Source organism: Massilimicrobiota sp. An142, from assembly GCF_002160725.1.
Classification (GTDB): Bacteria; Bacillota_I; Bacilli_A; order Erysipelotrichales; family Coprobacillaceae; genus Allocoprobacillus; species Allocoprobacillus merdigallinarum.
In genome coordinates, this window is record NZ_NFLD01000006.1 from 53,844 (window position 1) to 75,727 (window position 21,884).

Annotated in this window: 22 protein-coding genes; 17 read left to right on the forward strand and 5 right to left on the reverse strand. The window is 29.9% G+C overall.

What is annotated here, in order from left to right:
- Nucleotides 1–73: 73 nt before the first annotated feature.
- From B5E87_RS04085 to B5E87_RS04100, 4 genes are all read left to right on the forward strand, one after another.
- Complete coding sequence (locus tag B5E87_RS04085) at nucleotides 74–532, forward strand: MarR family winged helix-turn-helix transcriptional regulator (protein WP_206080562.1); 459 nt, start codon at nucleotides 74–76, stop codon at nucleotides 530–532.
- Nucleotides 525–1,868, forward strand: coding sequence for an MATE family efflux transporter (locus B5E87_RS04090; protein ID WP_087243660.1), 1,344 nt, complete (start codon nucleotides 525–527; stop codon nucleotides 1,866–1,868). Before B5E87_RS04085 ends, B5E87_RS04090 begins: the two co-directional genes overlap by 8 nt.
- Before the next feature lie 66 nt (nucleotides 1,869–1,934).
- Nucleotides 1,935–2,585 (forward strand): HAD family hydrolase, encoded by a 651-nt coding sequence (locus B5E87_RS04095; RefSeq protein ID WP_087243661.1) that lies wholly within the window; start codon nucleotides 1,935–1,937, stop codon nucleotides 2,583–2,585.
- A 709-nt stretch (nucleotides 2,586–3,294) separates the two neighbouring features.
- Complete coding sequence (locus B5E87_RS04100) at nucleotides 3,295–4,413, forward strand: ATP-binding protein (RefSeq protein WP_342670394.1); 1,119 nt, start codon at nucleotides 3,295–3,297, stop codon at nucleotides 4,411–4,413.
- A gap of 160 nt (nucleotides 4,414–4,573) precedes the next feature.
- On the opposite strand, the gene B5E87_RS04105 is transcribed toward B5E87_RS04100, so the two are convergent.
- Both B5E87_RS04105 and B5E87_RS04110 read right to left on the reverse strand, forming a co-directional pair.
- Nucleotides 4,574–4,744 carry an HAD hydrolase family protein gene (locus tag B5E87_RS04105; protein WP_087243710.1) on the reverse strand — a complete coding sequence of 57 codons (171 nt, stop codon included), beginning with the start codon at nucleotides 4,742–4,744 and terminating at the stop codon, nucleotides 4,574–4,576.
- A 266-nt stretch (nucleotides 4,745–5,010) separates the two neighbouring features.
- Nucleotides 5,011–5,766 (reverse strand): HAD-IIB family hydrolase, encoded by a 756-nt coding sequence (locus tag B5E87_RS04110; RefSeq protein ID WP_087243662.1) that lies wholly within the window; start codon nucleotides 5,764–5,766, stop codon nucleotides 5,011–5,013.
- Nucleotides 5,767–5,879: 113 nt separating this feature from the next.
- Between B5E87_RS04110 and B5E87_RS04115 the strand changes: the two genes are divergently transcribed.
- From B5E87_RS04115 to B5E87_RS04130, 4 genes are all read left to right on the forward strand, one after another.
- Nucleotides 5,880–7,196 carry a glycoside hydrolase family 32 protein gene (locus tag B5E87_RS04115; protein ID WP_087243663.1) on the forward strand — a complete coding sequence of 439 codons (1,317 nt, stop codon included), beginning with the start codon at nucleotides 5,880–5,882 and terminating at the stop codon, nucleotides 7,194–7,196.
- 150 nt (nucleotides 7,197–7,346) lie between these two features.
- Entirely contained in the window at nucleotides 7,347–8,039 is a 693-nt protein-coding gene (locus B5E87_RS04120; RefSeq protein ID WP_087243664.1) for an ABC transporter ATP-binding protein, read from the forward strand.
- 1 nt (nucleotide 8,040) lies between these two features.
- The gene (locus B5E87_RS04125) at nucleotides 8,041–9,603 is read left to right on the forward strand and encodes a putative ABC exporter domain-containing protein (RefSeq protein WP_087243665.1); all 1,563 of its coding nucleotides are present in this window, start codon (nucleotides 8,041–8,043) and stop codon (nucleotides 9,601–9,603) included.
- Entirely contained in the window at nucleotides 9,596–10,183 is a 588-nt protein-coding gene (locus tag B5E87_RS04130; RefSeq protein ID WP_206399229.1) for a putative immunity protein, read from the forward strand. The genes B5E87_RS04125 and B5E87_RS04130 overlap by 8 nt, the downstream gene beginning before the upstream one ends.
- A 47-nt stretch (nucleotides 10,184–10,230) precedes the next feature.
- Here B5E87_RS04130 and B5E87_RS04135 read toward each other — a convergent pair whose 3' ends face one another.
- Both B5E87_RS04135 and B5E87_RS04140 read right to left on the reverse strand, forming a co-directional pair.
- A complete protein-coding gene (locus B5E87_RS04135; protein ID WP_087243666.1) occupies nucleotides 10,231–11,244 on the reverse strand; it encodes an ArsR/SmtB family transcription factor in 1,014 nt (337 codons plus the stop codon).
- Nucleotides 11,225–12,466 carry an MFS transporter gene (locus B5E87_RS04140; RefSeq protein ID WP_087243667.1) on the reverse strand — a complete coding sequence of 414 codons (1,242 nt, stop codon included), beginning with the start codon at nucleotides 12,464–12,466 and terminating at the stop codon, nucleotides 11,225–11,227. The genes B5E87_RS04135 and B5E87_RS04140 overlap by 20 nt, the downstream gene beginning before the upstream one ends.
- A gap of 167 nt (nucleotides 12,467–12,633) precedes the next feature.
- On the opposite strand from B5E87_RS04140, the gene B5E87_RS04145 reads away from it, so the two are divergent.
- From B5E87_RS04145 to B5E87_RS04175, 7 genes are all read left to right on the forward strand, one after another.
- A complete protein-coding gene (locus B5E87_RS04145; protein ID WP_087243668.1) occupies nucleotides 12,634–13,152 on the forward strand; it encodes a DUF3592 domain-containing protein in 519 nt (172 codons plus the stop codon).
- A gap of 165 nt (nucleotides 13,153–13,317) precedes the next feature.
- Nucleotides 13,318–14,016 carry an N-acetylmannosamine-6-phosphate 2-epimerase gene (locus B5E87_RS04150; protein WP_087243669.1) on the forward strand — a complete coding sequence of 233 codons (699 nt, stop codon included), beginning with the start codon at nucleotides 13,318–13,320 and terminating at the stop codon, nucleotides 14,014–14,016.
- On the forward strand, nucleotides 14,009–15,280 hold the full coding sequence (locus B5E87_RS04155) for a PTS sugar transporter subunit IIC (RefSeq protein WP_241147123.1): 1,272 nt from the start codon (nucleotides 14,009–14,011) through the stop codon (nucleotides 15,278–15,280). Before B5E87_RS04150 ends, B5E87_RS04155 begins: the two co-directional genes overlap by 8 nt.
- On the forward strand, nucleotides 15,270–16,034 hold the full coding sequence (locus tag B5E87_RS04160) for an HAD-IIB family hydrolase (RefSeq protein WP_087243671.1): 765 nt from the start codon (nucleotides 15,270–15,272) through the stop codon (nucleotides 16,032–16,034). Before B5E87_RS04155 ends, B5E87_RS04160 begins: the two co-directional genes overlap by 11 nt.
- On the forward strand, nucleotides 16,031–17,545 hold the full coding sequence (locus B5E87_RS04165; RefSeq protein ID WP_087243672.1) for a DUF4127 family protein: 1,515 nt from the start codon (nucleotides 16,031–16,033) through the stop codon (nucleotides 17,543–17,545). The genes B5E87_RS04160 and B5E87_RS04165 overlap by 4 nt, the downstream gene beginning before the upstream one ends.
- On the forward strand, nucleotides 17,523–18,182 hold the full coding sequence (locus B5E87_RS04170; protein ID WP_087243673.1) for a GDSL-type esterase/lipase family protein: 660 nt from the start codon (nucleotides 17,523–17,525) through the stop codon (nucleotides 18,180–18,182). Before B5E87_RS04165 ends, B5E87_RS04170 begins: the two co-directional genes overlap by 23 nt.
- A 40-nt stretch (nucleotides 18,183–18,222) precedes the next feature.
- A complete protein-coding gene (locus B5E87_RS04175) occupies nucleotides 18,223–19,044 on the forward strand; it encodes a MurR/RpiR family transcriptional regulator (protein WP_087243674.1) in 822 nt (273 codons plus the stop codon).
- Between the two features lie 101 nt (nucleotides 19,045–19,145).
- On the opposite strand, the gene B5E87_RS15675 is transcribed toward B5E87_RS04175, so the two are convergent.
- A complete protein-coding gene (locus tag B5E87_RS15675; protein ID WP_087243675.1) occupies nucleotides 19,146–19,241 on the reverse strand; it encodes an AraC family transcriptional regulator in 96 nt (31 codons plus the stop codon).
- A gap of 480 nt (nucleotides 19,242–19,721) precedes the next feature.
- Here B5E87_RS15675 and B5E87_RS04185 point away from each other — a divergent pair, with 480 nt between their 5' ends.
- Both B5E87_RS04185 and B5E87_RS04190 read left to right on the forward strand, forming a co-directional pair.
- Nucleotides 19,722–21,185, forward strand: a complete 1,464-nt coding sequence (locus B5E87_RS04185) for a sensor histidine kinase (RefSeq protein ID WP_158095545.1) — start codon at nucleotides 19,722–19,724, stop codon at nucleotides 21,183–21,185.
- The gene (locus B5E87_RS04190; protein WP_087243677.1) at nucleotides 21,160–21,849 is read left to right on the forward strand and encodes a response regulator; all 690 of its coding nucleotides are present in this window, start codon (nucleotides 21,160–21,162) and stop codon (nucleotides 21,847–21,849) included. The genes B5E87_RS04185 and B5E87_RS04190 overlap by 26 nt, the downstream gene beginning before the upstream one ends.
- The last annotated feature ends 35 nt before the right edge of the window (nucleotides 21,850–21,884 follow it).

Here is a 21,884-nt window from a genome sequence, read left to right on the forward strand (position 1 = left end):
AAAGATATTGACAGGTATGGAATAATAGGTTTATTATATAACTGTTTAAAATAAAACAGTTAAGGAGAGAACTATGAAAATCAAAACAGAAAAGGGAATTCAAAAGTTTTTTTCACTGGGAATGCACCCTTATATCATTAAAAAGTATAATTCATTATTTGATGAATTGTTAAAAGAGTATCAGATGACACAAGTTGAAATTGATGTCTTGGCTTTTTTAGCAAATAATCCAGAATATAATCATGCACAAGATATTGTCAATGTGCGTGGTATTTCAAAAGGACATGTCTCATTAGCTATTGAAAAGTTGGTGAAACGAGGTTTAGTGACAAGAAATCCTGATCCTGTCAATAGACGTTGGAATATTTTATGTGTTGAAAAAAAGGCAGATGAGTTAGTTAAAAAAATTCAAAATATTCAACATGCTTTTGATGAACAGGCATATCAGAATATTTCACAGGAAGATATTGTCAAATATCATGAAATTTTACAACAGGTTTATCATAATTTAGGAGGTGGACAACATGAATGAAAGACTGGAAAATGAGAAAATATCAAAATTATTACTTTCACTTGCGATCCCCTCTATTCTTGCTCAACTGGCAACGCTTATCTATAATATGGTAGATAGAATATATATTGGACAGTTAGCTGATGGTGCTTTAGCCATTGCAGGGATTGGATTATGTACATCTATTATTACAATTATTACAGCTTTTACCAATTTATTTGGAAGAGGCGGAGCTCCTTTGGCATCTATTAGAATGGGTGAAAAGAGAATGGATATTGCTGAAAAGATACTTGGAAACTGTGTCTTTAGTTTGGTGATTTCTTCACTTATTATTATGGCAGCCCTGTTAATTTTTGGTGAAGATATTTTAATGTTATTTGGAGCCAGTGAGAATACATTACCTTATGCTATGGACTATCTTTCTATTTATTGTTTAGGAACGGTCTTTGTTCAATTGAGTGTTGGTTTAAATTATTTTATCAATGCACAGGGTTTTGCGAAATATGGAATGTTTACATTACTTATTGGTGGTGTTTTGAATATTGTTCTTGATCCTATCTTTATTTTTGGTTTACACATGGATGTTGCAGGAGCTGCAATTGCAACTGTGATTTCTCAATTTGTTTCATGTGTTTGGGTTATGAAGTTTTTATTAGGAAAGAAAACAACTATCCAAATCAAAAAAGAATATTTTAAATTTGATTTAGATATCATGAAAAGAGTCTTAGGTTTAGGTTTTTCTCCTTTCTTTATGAGTGCAACTGAAGGCATACTGCAAGTTTCCTTTAATCGCCAACTTTTATTCTTTGGGGGAGATTTAGCAGTCAGTTCTATGACAATTATGCTATCTATGAATCAGATTCTCCAGTTACCAATGGAAGGTATTGCACAAGGAACACAGCCTATCATCAGTTATAATTATGGGGCTAAACAATATGATCGTGTTAAAAAAGCTATCTCTTTAGCTATGAAAGTATCATTAATTTATTCTATTGTAGGTGTTTTGTTGATGGAATTTATACCACAAGTATTTGTACAGTTATTCTCTAATGATCCAGAGTTAATTGAATTAGCAAGTCGTATGTTAAGAGTTTATATCTTTGGTTTCATTATTATGGGAGCGAATTCAACTTATCAACAATCATATACATCACTTGGATTTGGTAAGATTTCATTTTTCTTTGCTTTTTATCGAAAGATTATCTTATTAATACCACTCATCTATATCTTACCAATATTTATATCAGATGGTGTTTTTGCGGTTATGTTAGCTGAACCTCTTTCAGATTTAATCACAACAATAACAAATACATTCTCATTTAGAAGATTTATGCATAAACATTTAAAAACAGAGTAGTTCATAACTTTTCTTGTTCTTGAATATGAAGATATGCTAGAATAAGAAAAGAGGAAGTGAATGTAGATGAAAAAAGCAGTTATATTTGATATGGATGGTTTGATGATTGATAGTGAAAGAGTGACATATAATGAATATGTAAAAAAATTGGCGCAATTAGGGCACCATGATTTTACAGAAGAATTATATAGAAATTGCTTGGGTAAAAATAAGCAGGGAATCTGTCAGGTATTTATTGACCATTATGGTCAAGACTTTCCTATGACAGAAGTCTGGGATGATGTTCATGTATGGATTGATGAAAGTTTAAGACAATATGTTCCTAAGAAAAAAGGATTAGTAGAATTATTAGAATACTTAAAAGCCAATAATTATAAAACAATTGTGGCAACATCAAGTGGGAGAGCACGTGTAGACGAAATTCTTAAAAATGGGAACTTAACGGAATACTTTGATGATTCCATTTGTGGTGATGAAGTGACTCATGGTAAACCTCATCCAGAAATCTTTTTAACAGCATGTCAAAAACTCGATGTCAAACCAGAAGAAGCTTTGGTTTTAGAAGATAGTGAGGCAGGTATTTTAGCGGCTTATGATGGACATATTGATGTGATTTGTGTCCCTGATATGAAATATCCTGAGCCACAATTCGTTGAAAAAGTAACAAAAATTGTTGATTCATTAGATGAAGTGATTGATTATTTAAAAGCACAATAAAAGAAGATGTCATAAAGTAGAGTTAATGTAAATGGACATCTAGAATGACAAAGGCTATACAATGACTGGAATCTATATTATTGTGAGGTCAATCACACACCAAATAATTGAGGAGTTATGAAGATAGAGATTTACAAAGGACGTTAATAAATGCGTCCTTTTTATATTAATGAAAACATATTTCATGAAAAACTATTTAGAATTAATCTTGAAATGTGCTTGATTTGAAGAAAAATATATAAGATGTATTAGAAGATAATAAGAACTATCTACATTGAATAAATTCGTATTTTTAACGACACTATCAAAAATAGAGAGGAGGGACAAAATCCAACACTCAAATTTCTTTTTTAGCAGGAGAAAATCAGTGCGATTTTTGGAGGTTTATGTAGAAATTTTATTGCGATTTTTGGATATATAGCCATTGAGCTAGTTGCGATTTTTGGACATAATAAATTTATAGGAGGAATTTGTCAATGTTTAAGCGAAAAATTTATGAAAAAATAAAAGAGTGGAAAAGAGAATCAAATGGGAAGACAGCCCTACTTATTGAAGGAGCACGCCGTGTTGGGAATCAACTATAGTAGAAGAATTTGCAAAGATGGAATATGATAGTTATATCCTCATTGATTTTTCTGTTGCTTCTGCATAAATTAGAGAGTTATTTGATGATATGTCTGATTTGAATTATTTTTTTCTTCAACTTCAATTGCAATATAAAGTAGACTTAATCGAAAGAAAGTCTGTTATTATTTTTGATGAAGTACAGCTTTGCCCTTATGCAAGACAAGCAATCAAGACATTGGTAAAGGATGGAAGATATGATTATATTGAAACTGGTTCATTGATTTCAATCAAAAAGAATGTGAAAGATATTCTCATTCCAAGTGAAGAAAGAAAACTGCAAATGCATCCAATGGATTTTGAAGAATTTCTTTGGGCTTTGAATGATAATTCTACTATGAAGTTATTGAAAAGCGTATTTGATAATAAGAAGAATTTTGGAGACAGGCTGAATCGAAAGTTGATGCGTGATTTTCGTTTATATATGCTGGTAGGTAGAATGCCACAATCTGTCAATGAATACATTACAACGAATAATTTTAGAAAAGTAGATATGGTAAAAAGAGATATTCTAAATTTGTATGAGGATGATTTTAGAAAAATTGATTCTACTGGAAGATTGGCAATGCTTTTTGAAGCAATTCCATCCCAGTTAAACAAGAACACCAGAGGATTTCAAACGACGAAGGTGTTGAATTCATATAAAACGACTGATAACTCTATTTTAAGTATGATTTCAGAGCTAAAGGATTCTAAGGTCGTGAGTGTTGCATATCATGCAAATAACCCTAATGTAGGATTGTCTGCATATAAAGATTTAAACAAATTCAAGTTGTATCTGGCCGATACAGGACTGTTTATTACACTTCAATTTAAGAATAAAGACTTTACAGATAATATTATCTATGAAAAATTATTGAATGACAAACTTTCTGCAAATTTAGGCTATTTATATGAAAATGCAGTTGCACAGATATTAACGTCAACAGGAAATGAATTATTTTATTATACTTTTTCTAATGTTAAGCAAAAGAAAAATTATGAGATTGATTTTATACTATCTAGGAAAAATAAGATTTGCCCTATTGAAGTCAAATCATCAAATTATAAGGTTCATACTTCTATTGATGAATTTTATGTTAAATTTTCTGACAGAATTCTTAATCGCTATATTATTCACTCAAAAGATGTATCTAAAGATAAAGATATATTATGTATTCCATTTTATTTGACACAGTTTATTGCTCAAAAAGAAGATATATAAACTAGGGTATTAACTAAAGGGTCAAATCAAAAATAAGTTCATCTAAAAAAGTAAGATGAATCAATTATTTTGATATAATCAAAAAGGTACCAATTTTCAATTGAACCAGTATCTTAACTTAATCCTTAAAATCTTATATCATTCTTATTGACTATAATTATCATTTCATAGCTTTGATTTCTTCACCACCACTACCCATGGCTACACCAACGTGGCAATATTCTAACATTGGGATATCAATTTTAGCATCTCCAAAAGCTAGGGTATCTTCTATACTGGCATGAAGATGTTTCAGAAGTTCATCAATTACATGAGCTTGTTGGATGGCAATGGCAGCAGATTCAGGTAATTTGTTTTCATAGTTTCATAATGTTCCATCAACATTAATAAATACGATTTTATTCATTTTTTCACTCGTTTGCTTGATACCTTTATTATAGAAAACAATACACGTAAAGCTATATGCTTTTATGAAATCAAAAAAATATGCAGAAATAAGATATGAACTTTAATTTTCATGAAAAAAATTATCATTTAGAAAAGTATATCTCTCATTATAAAAGAGATATATTTTGCTAAACATATAACAAGAAGTCATCATTCTATTTTGTTATAACATTTTAAATTGGCAATCGCTTCAGTAACACTATGTACGTGATACTGAGCTATATCTTTTAATGTTTGAGGAGCATCAACAAAAGTGATAGGAATATCCACATTTGTCAGCATTGGTATATCATTATAGGAATCGCCAATACCAGCTAAGTTTGTGATTTGATAATAATCCTTAATCTTTTGTAAGGCAGTACCTTTGGAACATCCTTTAGGTACAATATCAATGGAATCAGTATTTTGAAATCCTTCAATATCTGGATATAAGTGATTAATTTTTTGTGCTTGCTGATATGCAATTTTTTCATCATGAAAAACAAGAGATATTCCTAAGATGGGATATTTTATCTCATGAATATCGGAAAACAATAGGCATTCATCATCAGAAAATTCTTTTTTTGTTTTATATGTCTGAAAATCATCAGCGTGAATAATTATGATAGCCTGATGATCATATTGCTGATAAAGCTGATGAATGATTGAGCTAGGAATCGTCTGCTTATAAATCACGTTATAATCACAATCTAAAATGAGAGAACCACTTGTGATAATATAAAAATCAGGATGAAGATTTTGAAACAAATGAACAACACCTTGATAAGGACGACCACTACATAGACCAAAGAGATGTCCAAGGCTTTGATAATTTTGAATGGCTTCACAATCTTCATAAGAAATTTGAGGCTGTCTTTCATGAAAAAATAAAGTTCTATCAATATCACTAGCCAAAGCCTGCAACATTATATACACCTTCTCTTTATTTCTATTTTAAAACATTTTATGAGAATTGAACATTTTAAAATCTTTTTCATATCAATAAAAAATGCTATGATACATATAAGGAGGAAAACATCATGAAACCAAAAATACATTTTACAGCACCATATCATTGGATTAATGATCCTAATGGTTTAATTTATTATAAAGGAAATTATCATATTTTTTATCAGCATTTTCCATATGAAAATTTTTGGGGAACAATGCATTGGGGACATGCAACGACAAAAGATTTTATTCATTTTCAGCATTACCCTATTGCCCTATATCCATCAAAAATTTATGATCGCAATGGTTGTTTTTCAGGTTCAGCTATTGAAAAAGATGGAAAATTATATCTTTATTATACGGCTATTCGCTATGCGAAAGAAAATCCTGAGTATGTACATATCCAATATAGTGATGATGATTTGATTGCATCACAGGCATTAATGATATCTGATGATGGTTTTCATTTTGATAATAAGGATGGAAAACAAAAGATTATTGATGTCATAGAAGATAAAGCTTTAGGAGATGTGAGACATACAAGAGATCCTAAAGTGTGGAAAATGAAAAATGGGAAATATGCTTTAATTGTAGGTAGTAAAGTTCCAAGTGAAACAGGATATTGTGGAGAAGTTTTATTATATGAAAGTGAAGATGCTGTTCATTTTACATATAAGAATCGTTTTTTAGATGATCGTATTGGTGATATGTGGGAATGTCCTGATCTGTTTGAAATCAATGGACAATACTTTATGATTTTTTCGCCAGAACATATTCGAGATTCACAGCCAGATAGTGTTGCTGTTATTATGCCTGTAAGCTTTGATGAAGAGACTATGACAATTACAAAACAGGGAGATTATATGTATCTGGATTATGGTTTAGATTTTTATGCGCCTCAAACTTTTCTAGATGAGAATGGTCAGCGCACAATGCTAGCTTGGATGCGTATGCGAGAACCAGTTGAAAATGAATCATGGACAGGATTATATATATTGCCAAGGGTTTTTGAATATAAAAATGATCATGTTTATCAGTCAGTACATCCACATGTTCAACAATACTTCCATCGTCAAGTAGACAGTGTCAGTTTGAAAGAACCATTTTATATGCATGTCAAATTATACTCAAATAGTCAAATTTGTTTAGGTGGCATGAAGCTTTTTATACAGGATGATTGCTTATGTTGTGATAGAATGGAAGTTTCCATTCAACATGATAAAGTTTGTAATGTGAATAAAACACCACCATTAAATGGACATTATGATTTAGAAATTTATTATGATTATCATATTTTTGAAATTTATATCAATGGTGGATATTATGTACTGAGTCAAATTGTCTATGACATCAATGATCATATTGATTATCAAAATGTAGATATCATAGAGATGAAAATGAATTAATGAAAAAAGATTCTAACGATAAGTTAGGATTTTTTTATATGATAATCAATGACATTTGATTTATGATAGCTTATAATAAAATTATCAGCTTGCCCCTTGCAAAAATATCGGAGGGGGGGTATATAATAAAAAAGAAAGAGGAGGGATGATATGATAGAAATACGACACCTGACAAAAAAATATGGAGATTTTAAAGCAGTCGATGATGTTGAACTGATTGCTGAAAGTGGAAAGATTACCATCCTATTAGGACCTAATGGAGCAGGAAAATCAACCACAATTAAGAGTATAGCAAATCTTTTAAAGTTTGAGGGGAGTATTGACATTTGTGGTTATGATAATGCCTCAATTGAGGCGAAACGATGTTTTGGATATGTGCCAGAAACACCAGTTCTCTATGATTTATTAACTGTTGAAGAACATATTGATTTTATTGGTCATGCCTATCAGATTGAAAACTATAAACAAAAAGCAGAAAAATATTTAGAATTATTTCAATTGACTGAAAAAAGAAAGAAGATGGCCAAAGAATTAAGTAAAGGTATGACACAGAAATTAAGTATGTTATTGGCCTTTATGATTGAACCAAAAGCATTATTGGTTGATGAGCCAATGGTGGGGTTAGATCCAGCAAGTATTGAAGAAACACTTAAATTATTAAGAAATATAGCTGATAATGGATGTGCCGTTTTAATCAGTACACATATTATTGATATTGTCAGTGATATTTTTGATGAAGCATATATTATGAAAGAAGGACATATTATCAAAAGAATCAAAAAAGATGAACTTCAAGAAGAGAGCTTAAAAGATTACTTCTTTGAATTAACTGAAGGAGAATAGTATGAAATCATTATGTTTATTATGGTTTATGAAAACAAAAGCGACAGTGAGAAATCTCTTTAAGAAGCCATCAAGTGCAATCTTTACGAGCTTTATTGTCCTTTTATATGGTTTTGTATTTTATAGTTTCTTATTTTTGCCAAAAGATCAAAGTTATATGGTTGTGAATTTTGAATTGCATTCATCTATTTTACTATTTGTTGGATTTTTGGCTTTAATGTTATTTTCTACGATGCTTTCTTCAAGAAAAGCTTTGTTTTCTGGAGAAGATGCTTATTTCTTATTTAGTGGACCCTTTCATAAAAAGCAAATTATGACATTCTTAACATTTCAAACCTTTTTGCAATCCATATTGTTATCATTTTTTGCATTGATTTTCTTTATTGGTATGAATATGGGAATCAGTGTAGATTTTGGATTTATAGGACTAGCATTATTAGGTAGTATGTTAACTATTATGATCTTTCTTGTTTTTATTGATTATAGCTATATTTTATCAATAGGTGATCAAAAATATAAAAAGATAAACTATATAATCGCAGGAATATTTGGGATTGTGCTGGTGATTATTTTAGGACTGACATATTTAGAAACAGGAAGGATTCAAACAATTATGATTGATTTTATTGAATCACCACTGTTTTATTTTGTACCTGTTTTTGGTTGGTTAAAGTTGACTTTGATTTCTTATGTGACCTCTCAAATGGGGATGGTTTGTTTAGGATTATTGCTTTTGGTTATAAGTTTAGTCATTATCTATCTATTATTTATTACTTATAAAGGTGATTTTTATGAACAGGCATTACAAGATTCATTAGAGTTATCTAAACAATTAAAAGAATTTAAAGCAGGTAATCAAGATGCTTTAAGAAATGTGAAAGTGAAAAAAACCAGTGTAAAAAGGTTTTATGATGGTGCTTATGCAGTGTTATCAAAAAATCTATTATTGATGAAAAAGAAAGGGAATATAATCTCATGGAATGATATTATTTCCATAGGTATTTATCTGGTTATAACTATTTTTTCTGATTTAGGATTTGGTTTCTTTATTTATATGATGATAATCTGGTTATTTATGATGATGCAAAGCAGTGATTTAGTGGGTGAATTAAAAAATTATCAGATCTATCTTATACCTGATAAACCTTATAAAAAGCTTATTGCTGTGATGATTCCAACTTTTATGAAAGTATCCATCATTGGAACTTTGTCTTTTATTGTTGTGGGAATGTATTATCATGAAACATTTTTAACCATTTTTATGTATCTGATCAATATGTTTGGTTATATTTTTATTTTTATGAGTGCTAGTGTGCTGACAATACGATTATTAAAAAGTCGTACAACACAAGTCTTTGAAAACATGATGCGTATGTTGATTATGATTGTCAGTGCTTTACCAAGTGTTATATTAACAGTGATTTTTATGATGACGAATGCATTAACGCCAACGGTTCTTACTATGCTTTCAATGGCCTCATTAGCAACGAATTTTATATTAGCGCTTATTATTCTATGGGCATGTCAAGGTATGATGAATGGCAGGGAGTTAAAGAGTGAATAAAATAGATTTAACAGATATGAAAATCAAATGGAAAAGAAAAAATCAAATTCTTTTTTCAAGGGAAAGTGCCTGTTTACAGGATTTGTTGGCGGATATCAAAAAGCAATCACATCAGGCCCTCGTTTTGTGGGCATTGAAATTTGTGGAAGAAATCGTCATCACATTAGAAAATAAATATCCAGATGACAATCGACCTAGAGTCGCTATTGAAAAAACACGTCAATGGGCAAGAGGAGATATCAAAATGCCAGAAGCCAAAAAAGCTATACTTGCTGTACATGCAATGGCTAAAGATATAACAGATGTATCAGATCAGGCTTTATGCCATGCTGTTGGACAGGGTTGTGGAACAGTTCATGTAGAAACACATGCAATTGGACTGGTTGTCTATGAATTAACAGCTATTGTCAGAAGGTATGGTATTGATGACTGTGAGCAGATGTTAATCAAAAGAATCAATGAATATCAGACATATCTTCTAGAATGTGCTAAAAAGACACATCAGTATCAATGGGCAAAATTTATTAGTGATGATCCTCATGCGAATAAGGAATATTTATTAGGACTAAAAAAAGGATAAGTTTAAAATACCCCGTTATGAAAATAGACAAATAACGGGGTTTACTCTTATTCTTTTAATAGTTTTTGATGTAAATATTGAATCATATGTTCAATTTCTGCTTCATTTAATGAATAATAAATACGATTATTTTCTTTTCTAATACGAATAAAATCTCCATCTAACAAAGCATCCATATGATAAGAGATTGTTGGAGTTTTGAGATTCATAGCTTTCGCAAGTTCATGACCATACATAGATTTCTTTTTCAACAAAGTTAAAATTTCAAACTTGGATTTATCACTTAAGACTTTTAAAAAGTATTCTAATTTTTGTTGTTCACTACGTGATTCATGATATGAAGTTAATGCTGTATTTTCTAGACCTGCTCCTATCAATAAAATATAATGATAATCTTCAACCATTAATATAAGCTTATTGTAATTAACAAAAGTAGGATAAATAGAGATAGGTGTTTCATCTATTTTTAAACCAATATGTCCAAAAAATTGATTTAAGTCATCTTGATTGATATTGTGAGTACAGTTAAAAAGCATGGGATTATAATCAATAGATTGATAAATCTCTTGAAACTGTTTAAAGATCTCAAATAATCCATGAATCATTTTATCAGGATGATAAAGTGTTTCAATCAAATCCAATTTTGCTTCATTATCAATAGATAATTTTCTAATACTTTCAATATAATCATTTTGAAAATCAATAAATTTTAAAGTATCTTCTCTTAATTCCTTTGTATCAAAATGTGTAAATTTTTGAATGAGTTCTTCTTGCATATGATGTTTTGGAAATTCACTGACAAAGAAAAATGCATTTAAAATAAAATCAGCCAAACATAAAATTTCATTATTATCTAATTGATATGATTGAAAATAAGTTTGCAGATTTTTTATTTTTTTAGCTTTCCTTATTAATAAATCATGTTGCTTTTTGAGATTTTGAAAGTGTTCATTTTTTTGTTTGATATCTAATGAAATCACTTTTGGACCATTCACACATTCAAATCCTAAATCTCTCCATTCCTTATACCATAAAGGTTCATTATATATTGTCTTTTTCATCTTGATCAATCACCTCATCAATAGAGTTATATAATAGAATTCCTCCTATTATCATAACAAATATTCCTGTAAAAATAAAAATATTTTGAATAGAAAATAAAGAACTTAAAAAACTCATGAAAAATGAGACAAGAGGAATGGTAGAAACACCAAAAGAATTCATAATCGCACTAAAACGTGCTAAATAACTTGAGTGTACTTTTTGTAAAACCATGATTTGACCATACATATTAGCAAAAACAACAATCATACCAAATAGAATAGCAAGTGTCATAATAAGCAAAGATTTGATTATTGTGATAGGGATATAAGAGATAAGTATAGACATGATATAGAAAAAACTCGCTCCAGCAAATAAAGACTGTATCATTTTTTTAGCATTCATATAAGAACTGATATAGGGATAAAGAGCCGCTCCTAAAACACTTCCTATACTAAAGCCCATTGATAAGTAAGCAACCATCTGTGGACCACTGTGATAAACTTCGACGCTTAATGCACTGGAAAAGGCATTAATAGGAACTAAAAATGCATTGATACAACAACAAATCAAGCAAAGATAAATCAATGACTGTTTTGTTTGGGTATAGTGAAATCCTTCTTTTAATAAAGAAATCGTTGATTGCTTTTGAATATTTGAATTATCATGAAAATGAATATGACCAATCATAAGACCACTGACTATAAATGAAAGACAATCAATAATAAAAGTGATCATGATTCCAAAGCTATTTAATAAGATGCCAGCTAATCCCATACCAACAATTTCTAATGATTTAGATAATGATGTATGCAAAGATTGTGCAATGTCATATTTTTCCTTGGGAACTAAAGAAGCAATCATTGGTGTAGAAGAAGGAACTCTTAAGGTTTCTAAAATAGAAATCATAAATGTTGTGAACATAATGATATAAACATTTAATTGTTGAAACATATAGAAAAGAATAAGGAGCATAACTAATAATGAACGTAGAAAATCACTTAAAGCCATGAGCCTTTTTTTATTTCTTTTTTCAATAAATGCTCCCATAAAAGGTGTCAAAAAAATAGTTGGTAAATAGTTAATACCAAAGTTGAAGGCAGAATACATAGCATCACCAGTGATTGCATAAACAAGCCATGTTAAAGCTAAAGCATCAATAGAGTCACCAAAACGATTAAATGCTGATGCAATAGCTAATTTGAAAAATTCTTTTTCATTTTTTAATTGTGTATATTTCATGATATGACCTCCTTATTAGATTGATATCTAATAATATATTCAATACATATAAAATTATAATGCTAATTAGATAAAAGTCAATACCAATATTAGATAATTATCTAATATAATGATGGTTGATTTTTATATAAAGATAGTATTTAATAAAGGTAAAGGGGAGTGAGAAGATGTCAAAAGAGGAAACAACACTATTTGTATTTTTAATTCTTGGAGGTCTTGGTGCTGTTTTTACAGTTATTGGATTTTTGATTATATTTCTACAAAAAAGAAAAATACATCTTTGCCAAGACATGACTGAAGGAAAAGTTGTTGATTATGGTTATAGAGGAAATGGTGTGATTGTGCCAGTTGTTGAATATCGTGTTTTTGGAGAAACTTATCGAAGGAAAAGAAGCTTTCGTGGTTATGTGATGAAAAGTTGGAAATCACAAGAAGAACCTTTTGTAAAAGTAACAAAAAATGACTATTTGTCTATAGCTGGTGGGAGAATGGGTAAACGTGATGCTATGCAAATGTGGCCTTTGGAATCACGTATGCCTGTTTACTATAATCCTTTTAAACCACAGATGTCTTTTGTGGAAAAGATACCAGAGAAATTATCTATAGTTGGACTTGTTTTTTTGCTTACAGGTGTTTTTTTGATTATATTTTCTGTAATTTTATTTTATATGATGAATAGTTTATAGAATGACTTAGAGATGAAAAGTCATTCTTTTTTTTGAAAATACTTTCAAAATATAATCATTTTAGATGAGTTTTAAAAAATTTTTGAAAGTAAAATCTAAAGGGTTTGAAAGCGTTGTTAAAATGAATTTTAAAACGTATAGTGTGATTAGGCAAGGAGGGAGAAGATGGAGAAATTTAAAAATCAATTAATTGTTTCATGTCAGGCATTAGAAGATGAGCCGCTTCATTCATCTTATATTATGTCAAAGATGGCATTGGCTGCCTATCAAGGAGGTGCTAAGGGAATAAGAGCCAATAGTGTTGAAGATATTCAAGCTATTCGTCATGAAGTCTCTTTACCGATTATTGGTATCATTAAAAAAGATTATGATGATAGTGATATATATATCACACCAACGATTCAGGAAGTTGATGATTTGGTTAAAGCAGGAGCTGATATTATTGCTTTAGATGCGACAAATCGCTTAAGACCTTATCATATAACACTAGAAACATTTTTTAAGCAGATTAAAGAAAAATATCCACAACAAAAATGGATGGCTGATTGTTCGACGATAGAAGAAGCGCTATATGCAGATGAATTGGGATTTGATTTTATTGGAACAACACTTGTTGGATATACACCAGAGAGTCAGCATTTAAAGATTGAACATAATGATTTTGAAATCATACGTAGAATACTTGCAAGAGTCAAACATCCTGTGATTGCAGAAGGAAATATTGATACACCACAAAAAGCAAGGCGAGTATTGGAACTAGGATGTTATAGTGTTGTGGTTGGTTCGATTATCACAAGACCACAAATCATTACACAAAGATTTGTCAAAGAAATGAGAAAGGAAAGTGAGAAAAATGATGGATAAAATTTCAAATTTTTTATTACCAATAGCTGAAAAATTATCAAAAAATAGATATTTATCAGCGATTAGAGATGGTTATATTGCAATTATGCCTCTTGTTATTACGGCATCATTGTTTACATTAATAAATAGTGTTTTAATAGGTGAAGGAAATTATTTGGAGCAATGGTTTGGTACTCCATTTAGTGATTTTTCACAACTTGGTAGTGTCATTAGTTCAGCATCTATGTCAATCATGACAGTGTTGCTTGTTTTTACAACAGCAAAAGCACTTGCTAGTCAATATAAAATGGATACATCTATTGCTGGAGCGACAGCTCTAGTATGTTTTCTATGCTTAACACCATTTGTTGCAGATGCAACGCTTGGTGAATATGTGACAACATATTATTTAGGTGCAGCAGCAATGTTTACTGGATTTATTTCAGCGTTAGTATCGGTAGAGCTTTTTAGATTTTTAATGGGATTTAAAGCATTAATTATTAAAATGCCTGATAGCGTTCCTACAGGAATTGCACGTTCATTAAATTCTATCGTTCCTGTTGCTTTAACTGTTATTATCTTTGGTATTGCTCGAATCATCACAGATGCTTTGGGAGCACCATTAAATGATTTAATTTTTAATTGGATACAAACACCATTTACAAATATTGTTTCATCACCAATAGGTTTAGTTGTTATTTATGCATTATATATGTTAATTTGGGGATTTGGTATTCATTCAGCTTATATTTTCAATCCAATTTTAGAACCAATCTATTTGGCAAGTTTAACAGCCAATGTTCAAGCTATTTCATCAGGTGTAGAACCTGCAGCGATTATTACAAAACCATTCCTTGATAGTGTAGCGTTCATGGGTGGTGCTGGAAATATGTTGGCTTTAGTGTTGGCTATCTTTATTGTTTCAAGACGTGAAGACTATCGTACGATAGCTAAATTAGGTTTCGTACCTGCATTGTTTAATATTTCTGAACCATTAATGTTTGGATTACCTGTTGTTATGAATCCTATCTTGATTATTCCTATGATTGTTTCGACTTTAGTTGGTTTAGGTATTGGTTCTTTAGCAACATCTATTGGAGTCATGGCTTATACTTATGTTCAGACACCTTGGACGACACCACCTGTTTTAAGTGCTTTCTTGGCAACTGGGGGAGATGTTCTTTCTGGTATTGTTGCATTAGTTATTCTTGTTTTATCAATCGTTATCTACATCCCATTTGTTAAGGTTATGAATAATACAAAGGAAGAAACAAGTGAAGAATAAGATTGTTGTATTTGATTTAGATGGAACATTATTGGATTCTCAAAATCAAATTATTGGGGGAGATCATACTTTGAAATATCTTGATCTCCTTCAAAGTATGGGATGTACATTAGCTATTTGTACAGGTCGTTTAGACCACGACATATTAAAAGTACAACAAAAATATCAATTATCAATCAAACATAGAATTTCTCAAAATGGAGCTGTTGTCATTAAAGAAAATTATCTTTGTAGTGAATTGCTCAATAAATCCGATGCTTTCAAAATTTATGAACAAATTAAAAAATATCCTGTTCGTATAGAAATGAATACAGTTTCTAATCGTTATTGGACAAGTGAACGTGATCCAGAGTTTCCTAAGGAGCTTTATGATTCTCATATAATTAAGCAAGATTTTGAAGAGATTATATTATGTCAGCCAGTTGTTTTGTTTTTGATTGTTGGACAAACATCTATTTTAGAAGATATTGCCCATATGATTAATCATAATTATAAAAATACACAAGCTATTTTGACATCAGCTAGTTCTTTAGAAATATTGAGTTGTCAGGCATCTAAAGGTCTAGCTTTAAAAAATAATTTTCAAAATGATTATATTTATGCTATAGGAGATTCCCCAAGTGATTTTGCTATGATTGAATATAGTGATTGTTTCTATAATGTAGGTCAGTTTGAAAATCCTAGACAGGCTATTGTAAAACCAAGTATTTTAGAAGCATTAATTGATATTTATGAGAAAGAGAGGACTATATGAAAACGTTACTGATACCGTTGGATGAAAGACCATGTAATTATCAATATCCACAAATGATTTCTCAAACAAATCATCAGATTGAACTGATAATACCACCTCAATCACTATTGGGGAATAAAAAAAAACCAGCTTCTTTAGAAAAACTTGATTGTTTTATATATGAGCATATTCATCAAGTTGATAACATGGTTTTATCAATAGATATGCTTGTATATGGTGGATTGATTCCTTCTCGTTTACACAACAAAAAAAAGGAAGAACTTATATCACGATTAAATATTATTAAACGTCTTAAAGAAATGAATCCAAAGCTAAAAATATATGCTTTTAACTGTATTATGAGATGTCCATCATATAATTCTGCTCAAGAAGAACCAGATTATTATGAAGAGTATGGATATCAATTATTTAGAAGAAAATATTTATTGGATTATCAACAAAGACATGGATTGACAATGGAAGAAGAAAAAGAATTGGAAAGTATATGTATTCCTCAAGATATTATAGATGATTATGAAAAAAGAAGAAATCTTAATACATTTGTCAATATTCAAATTCTGTCTTATCTAGAAAATAAAGATATTGATTTTCTTGTTATTCCACAAGATGATTCTTCTCCTTATGGATATACAGCGATATCACAACAAGAAGTCATTCAAGTCTTAAAAGAAAAGCATTTAGATCAACAAGTCATGATTTATCCTGGTGCTGATGAAGTTGCATTGTCATTGCTGACAAGAGCTTATCATGATTTCTATCAGTTCAAACCAAAAGTTTATCCATATTATGCTTCAATATTAGGTCCAACAATTATCCCCAATTATGAAGATCGACCTATGTATGAAAGCTTAAAATCGCATATCAGAGTTTGTGGAGCAAGAATTGTTGCTACTCCACAGGAAGCAGATTTCATACTGGCTATCAATGCACCTGGAAAAATTATGCAGGAATCTTTTGTCGATGAAAAAGAGAAAGATATCACATATACAAGCTATCGCCAATTGCTTGACTTTGCATATACGATTCAAGAATATATTGAACAGGGCTATCATGTAGCTTTATGTGACAGTGCTTTTAGTAATGGCGGAGATATTCAATTAATTGAATATTTAGACGAATTGAATCTACTTGATAAACTGATCAGTTATGCAGGGTGGAATACAAATTGTAATACATTAGGTACAACTTTAGCTCAGGCATGTTTAGGTGAAACAAATATGATAAAAAATATTTGTTTTAGAATTATTGAAGATGTCTTTTATCAGGCATGTGTACGTAAAGAGGTTGTCAATTATAATTTACCATGTTTAGGATTATCTTATTATGATTTTAAAAATCAACAGGACCAAGTAGAACAGATTATTAAAGATAAACTTCAAGAATATTATAAATCACTCAAAATAAGTCAAAAATATCCTGTTATTATTCATAGAATAAATCTTCCATGGAAAAGAATGTTTGAAATAGGAATGGAAATAGAGGTATGTTATGAGAGAAACAATGAAGTATAATCCTTGTTATTATCAATTAAGAGAAGGGCAACTGGAAAGAATGATGACAATTGTAAAACAGACAAAAACTGCATTACTAGGTGGTGTTGTATTCTTTGGTGATTCTATTACAGAGATGTATGATTTAGAAAAATACTTTCCTCAAATAAAACCAATATATAATTGTGGAATAGGAGGAGCAACTTCAAATGAACTTTTATGGATGGTTGATGAAGCAGTTATTAAATATCAACCAAAGATTGTTGTTATGATGATTGGTATTAATGATTTAGGAAACACAGTCATGCTTTCACCAAAAGATATTGCTGTTAATGTTAAAAATATAATTGATCTCATTCGTGGGAATTGCCCTGATACACAAATTATATTGATGTCTACACTACCTTGTATTGAAACACTCAAAGATTATCATCATGTTCCAGGTATTCGTTGTAACGATCTTGTTGAAATGATTTATCAGCAGTATCAAGAAGTGATATGTGATTCAAAAACAATATTATTATGGACATTTGATGATTTTGTAGATGAAAACAAAGAGGCAAAAGTCAAATATTATCAAGATGGATTACATTTGAATGAAGAAGGGTACAAATGTTTAACTCAAATTTTAGCACCAGTCATTGAAAAATATTTATGATTATAAAAAATAAGTGTTATAATGGCATAGGGGTATTATTATGCGTACATATAATCAAAGTGTTTTGCCGTTGATTGAAATGGCTTATTCTAAATTAACACCATTAGAAAAAAGAATAGCAGACTATTTTATGAATCAAGTTAATGATGAAAATTTATCATCGAAAGCTGTTTCTCAAAGATTATATGTTTCTGAGGCATCATTATCACGTTTTGCGAAAAAAATAGGATTCAAAGGTTATCGTCAATTTGTATATGTATATCAAGATTCACAACAAGTTGTAAAAGATTTAGATGTACTGACAAAACAGGTTTTGAATTTTTATCAGAAAGTCTTAGAAAAGACATATTCATTAATTGATAATGATCAGATGGTTCGTGTAGCCAAGATGCTCGATGAATATAAGCGTATTTATGTTTATGGAATAGGGTCATCAGGTGTTGTTGGCAGAGAATTTAAACTCCGATTTATGCGACTGGGACTAGATGTGGATTATCTTGTTGAAGCTCACTCTATTCGTATGAATATCACACGTATTGATGAAAACTCTTTAGTCTTTGGTATTAGTGTAAGTGGACAAACAAGTGAAGTGATTGATGGGTTAAAAGCTGCCAAAGAAAAAGGAGCGAAAACAGTCATGTTGTCAGCTTATAATAGATATAAGTATCGTGATTATTATGATGAATTTATTTTGATGAGTGGTCTAAAGAATTTGGCAGTTTCAGATAAGATATCGCCACAAATACCAGCATTGATTATGATTGACATACTTTATGCACATTATCTTCACTATAATCAATACAACAAAAGAAAAAAATTACAGATGACTTTAACAGATATAGGATATGAATTAGAAGAATAGGATCTTTATATATGTGCTCGTTTTATTATATTAAAAATGAGCATATCAAAAATGATAGAAGCTGTTTTTTTGTAACAGCTTCTTTTATCTTGAAAATGAATTTATCGAGTTGATCTATATTGTGAGGGAGTCATACCTGTGTTTTGATGAAATATTTTTCCAAAGTAACTTGATGTTTGAAAATCACATTTTTCCATTTATTTCATCAGTGGAAAAATGTGAATATTGTAACATTTTTTGTCTGACTTCAACGATATTGAATCAAATATTGGATCGATGATTGATGAAGATAAATATATGAAAGCAAAGGTATTAGCAGAAGATACAGATAAACATAAACCAACTCCTGCACCATTATTGGAATGTTTAAAGAAATTAAAATTATAGCCAGATGAAGTCATTTATATAATTAGCTTCAAAGAATGCTCACATTGATTTTGAATATGCGAAGTGGAGGAGGGAGTACATCAGATATAGGAATTGATTATTATACTTATATTTTTGATAAACCAATAGATTTATTACAATTATTATGAAATGATACATAACAATCTATTACTAAAAAAAAGAATCACTTATAAAATATTGTGATTCTTTTTTGCGTGGAAAGATAATCATAAAAAGATTGCTTTCTATGGATATATGTTATTTAATAAAAGCAAGAGGTGAAAATGAAAATGAAATTCAAGTCTTATATTCACTCATTGTTGATTACAGTTATATTATTAGTTATAGCATCCTGTGTAGGCTTGTTCTTTCAATATTTAGATTGGTCTGAAATAACGATTGTTTTAATTTATATTATTTCTATACTGATCATCTCCTTATTAACAAAAGGATATATCTATGGAATAATTAGTTCTATTATTGCAACATTTTTATTTAATTATTTCTTTACAGCACCTTATTATACATTATTATTTTATGATTCCAGATATTTTATAACTTTTATATCTATGACATTGACCTCTATTATTGTCAGTACATTAACCTCACGTATCCAACTTTCCCAGAATCAGGCATATAAAAATGCTCAAAATATGAAAATGCTTTATGAATTGACAAATCATCTTTCAAAGATTACAGACAAACAGAGACTTTATGATGAAGTCTATCATATATTAAATCAATATTTTCATTATCCAATAGATTTCATCTTTTTAGATTATCATAATGAACATAAACATCAAGATATTATTGACTGTTTTCGTAATGAAAATCAAAAATATATTATCAAAGATATGTATATTTTCTTTCCTTTATATGGTGTTTCACGATTATTGGGAATTCTCTTTCTTAAAGATGATAATTTTCAACATATGGATGAAACCCAAAAACATATCTTTTATCTTATGATAGATAATATTTCATTAGCCTTAGATCGTATTTATTCAATAGAGGAACAGTTAAAATTAAATGAAGCAAGTATTAAAGAACATTATCGCAGCAATCTTTTACGCTCCATTTCTCATGATTTAAGAACACCGTTATCTGGTATTATGGGAACGTCAGAAATGATTATGGGAATCAACCAACCAACAAGTTCCTCATATCATTTAGCACAGGATATTTATCAAGAGGCTGATTGGTTGTATCTTATGGTACAAAATATTTTGAGTTTAACTAAAGTACAAGAAGGAAAACTTGTGATTCATAAAGAATATGAAGCGATAGAAGAAGTTATAGGAAGTGCTATTTCCCATGTGCAAAAAAATATGTCTGAGAGACAGATTGAGGTTCATGTTCCTGACGAAGTCATGATGGTTCCAATGGATGCACAACTGATTCAGCAAGTCATTATTAATTTACTGGATAATGCCTTTAAACATACTTCAAATAATGAAAAAATAGCCATTAATGCTTACAAACAAGATCATCAATGTTATCTTGTTGTAGAGGACTACGGGGATGGTTTTCTTGGTGAGGATCCTCAAAAACTTTTTGAAATGTTCTATACACAACATCAGTCTTATTCTGATTCCTTTAAGGGAGTAGGACTTGGTTTAACAATATGTAAAGCTATTATAGAGGCACATCAAGGAACTATTGAAGCCAAAGAGTGTCTGAATCATCAAGGAGCACAATTTATAATAACATTACCAATGGAGGATGAATATGAATCAAACAATATTAGTTGTTGAAGATGATGTACAAATTAGAAAATTTATTTGTTATTGTTTAGAAAATAACAATTATCAATACATTACTGCCAGCAACGGACAAGATGCGTTACGAAAGATTTTTTACGAAAATATAGACTTAATATTACTTGATTTGGGATTGCCAGATATGGATGGGGTAGATATTATTCAAAGATTACGAGAATTCTCAGAAATTCCTATTATTGTTGTTTCTGCCAGAGATAAAGACAAAGACAAAGCAGATGCATTAGAATTAGGGGCAGATGATTATTTAACCAAACCCTTTTCAGCAACGGAATTAGTGGCAAGGATTAAAGTGGCTTTTAGACATTTTTATCGTTATAATCAAGTTCAAATTCAAACATATTATAAAGTCAAGGATTTATCTATTGACTTAGATAAAAGGCAAGTCTATTTAAATGATCAACCTATTCATGTAACACCATTAGAATATCAATTACTTGTTTTATTTTTTAAGAATGCAGGAAAAGTTTTAACAACAGATATGATTATTGAAGAAATATATGGAAAAGGGTATGGACATGATACACAGGCACTGAGAGCTCTTATGGCAGGATTAAGAAGAAAAATTGAAAAAAATCCTGCAACACCACAATATATACTTACAGAAATAGGTGTTGGATATAGAATGGTTGATGAATAACTGTATGTATAAATGAAAGTATATTTGGCTAACTT

Bases quoted from the DNA above. Each gene is read 5' to 3' on its own strand.
- B5E87_RS04150 (WP_087243669.1), top strand. From the start codon at position 13,318: ATGGAGAAATTTAAAAATCAATTAATTGTTTCATGTCAGGCATTAGAA.
- B5E87_RS15675 (WP_087243675.1), bottom strand. From the start codon at position 19,241: ATGGAAAAATGTGATTTTCAAACATCAAGTTACTTTGGAAAAATATTT.
- B5E87_RS04170 (WP_087243673.1), top strand. From the start codon at position 17,523: ATGAGAGAAACAATGAAGTATAATCCTTGTTATTATCAATTAAGAGAA.
- B5E87_RS04090 (WP_087243660.1), top strand. From the start codon at position 525: ATGAATGAAAGACTGGAAAATGAGAAAATATCAAAATTATTACTTTCA.
- B5E87_RS04140 (WP_087243667.1), bottom strand. From the start codon at position 12,466: ATGAAATATACACAATTAAAAAATGAAAAAGAATTTTTCAAATTAGCT.
- B5E87_RS04175 (WP_087243674.1), top strand. From the start codon at position 18,223: ATGCGTACATATAATCAAAGTGTTTTGCCGTTGATTGAAATGGCTTAT.
- B5E87_RS04165 (WP_087243672.1), top strand. From the start codon at position 16,031: ATGAAAACGTTACTGATACCGTTGGATGAAAGACCATGTAATTATCAA.
- B5E87_RS04155 (WP_241147123.1), top strand. From the start codon at position 14,009: ATGGATAAAATTTCAAATTTTTTATTACCAATAGCTGAAAAATTATCA.
- B5E87_RS04190 (WP_087243677.1), top strand. From the start codon at position 21,160: ATGAATCAAACAATATTAGTTGTTGAAGATGATGTACAAATTAGAAAA.
- B5E87_RS04120 (WP_087243664.1), top strand. From the start codon at position 7,347: ATGATAGAAATACGACACCTGACAAAAAAATATGGAGATTTTAAAGCA.
- B5E87_RS04110 (WP_087243662.1), bottom strand. From the start codon at position 5,766: ATGTTGCAGGCTTTGGCTAGTGATATTGATAGAACTTTATTTTTTCAT.
- B5E87_RS04095 (WP_087243661.1), top strand. From the start codon at position 1,935: ATGAAAAAAGCAGTTATATTTGATATGGATGGTTTGATGATTGATAGT.
- B5E87_RS04135 (WP_087243666.1), bottom strand. From the start codon at position 11,244: ATGAAAAAGACAATATATAATGAACCTTTATGGTATAAGGAATGGAGA.
- B5E87_RS04085 (WP_206080562.1), top strand. From the start codon at position 74: ATGAAAATCAAAACAGAAAAGGGAATTCAAAAGTTTTTTTCACTGGGA.
- B5E87_RS04125 (WP_087243665.1), top strand. From the start codon at position 8,041: ATGAAATCATTATGTTTATTATGGTTTATGAAAACAAAAGCGACAGTG.
- B5E87_RS04185 (WP_158095545.1), top strand. From the start codon at position 19,722: ATGAAATTCAAGTCTTATATTCACTCATTGTTGATTACAGTTATATTA.
- B5E87_RS04145 (WP_087243668.1), top strand. From the start codon at position 12,634: ATGTCAAAAGAGGAAACAACACTATTTGTATTTTTAATTCTTGGAGGT.
- B5E87_RS04115 (WP_087243663.1), top strand. From the start codon at position 5,880: ATGAAACCAAAAATACATTTTACAGCACCATATCATTGGATTAATGAT.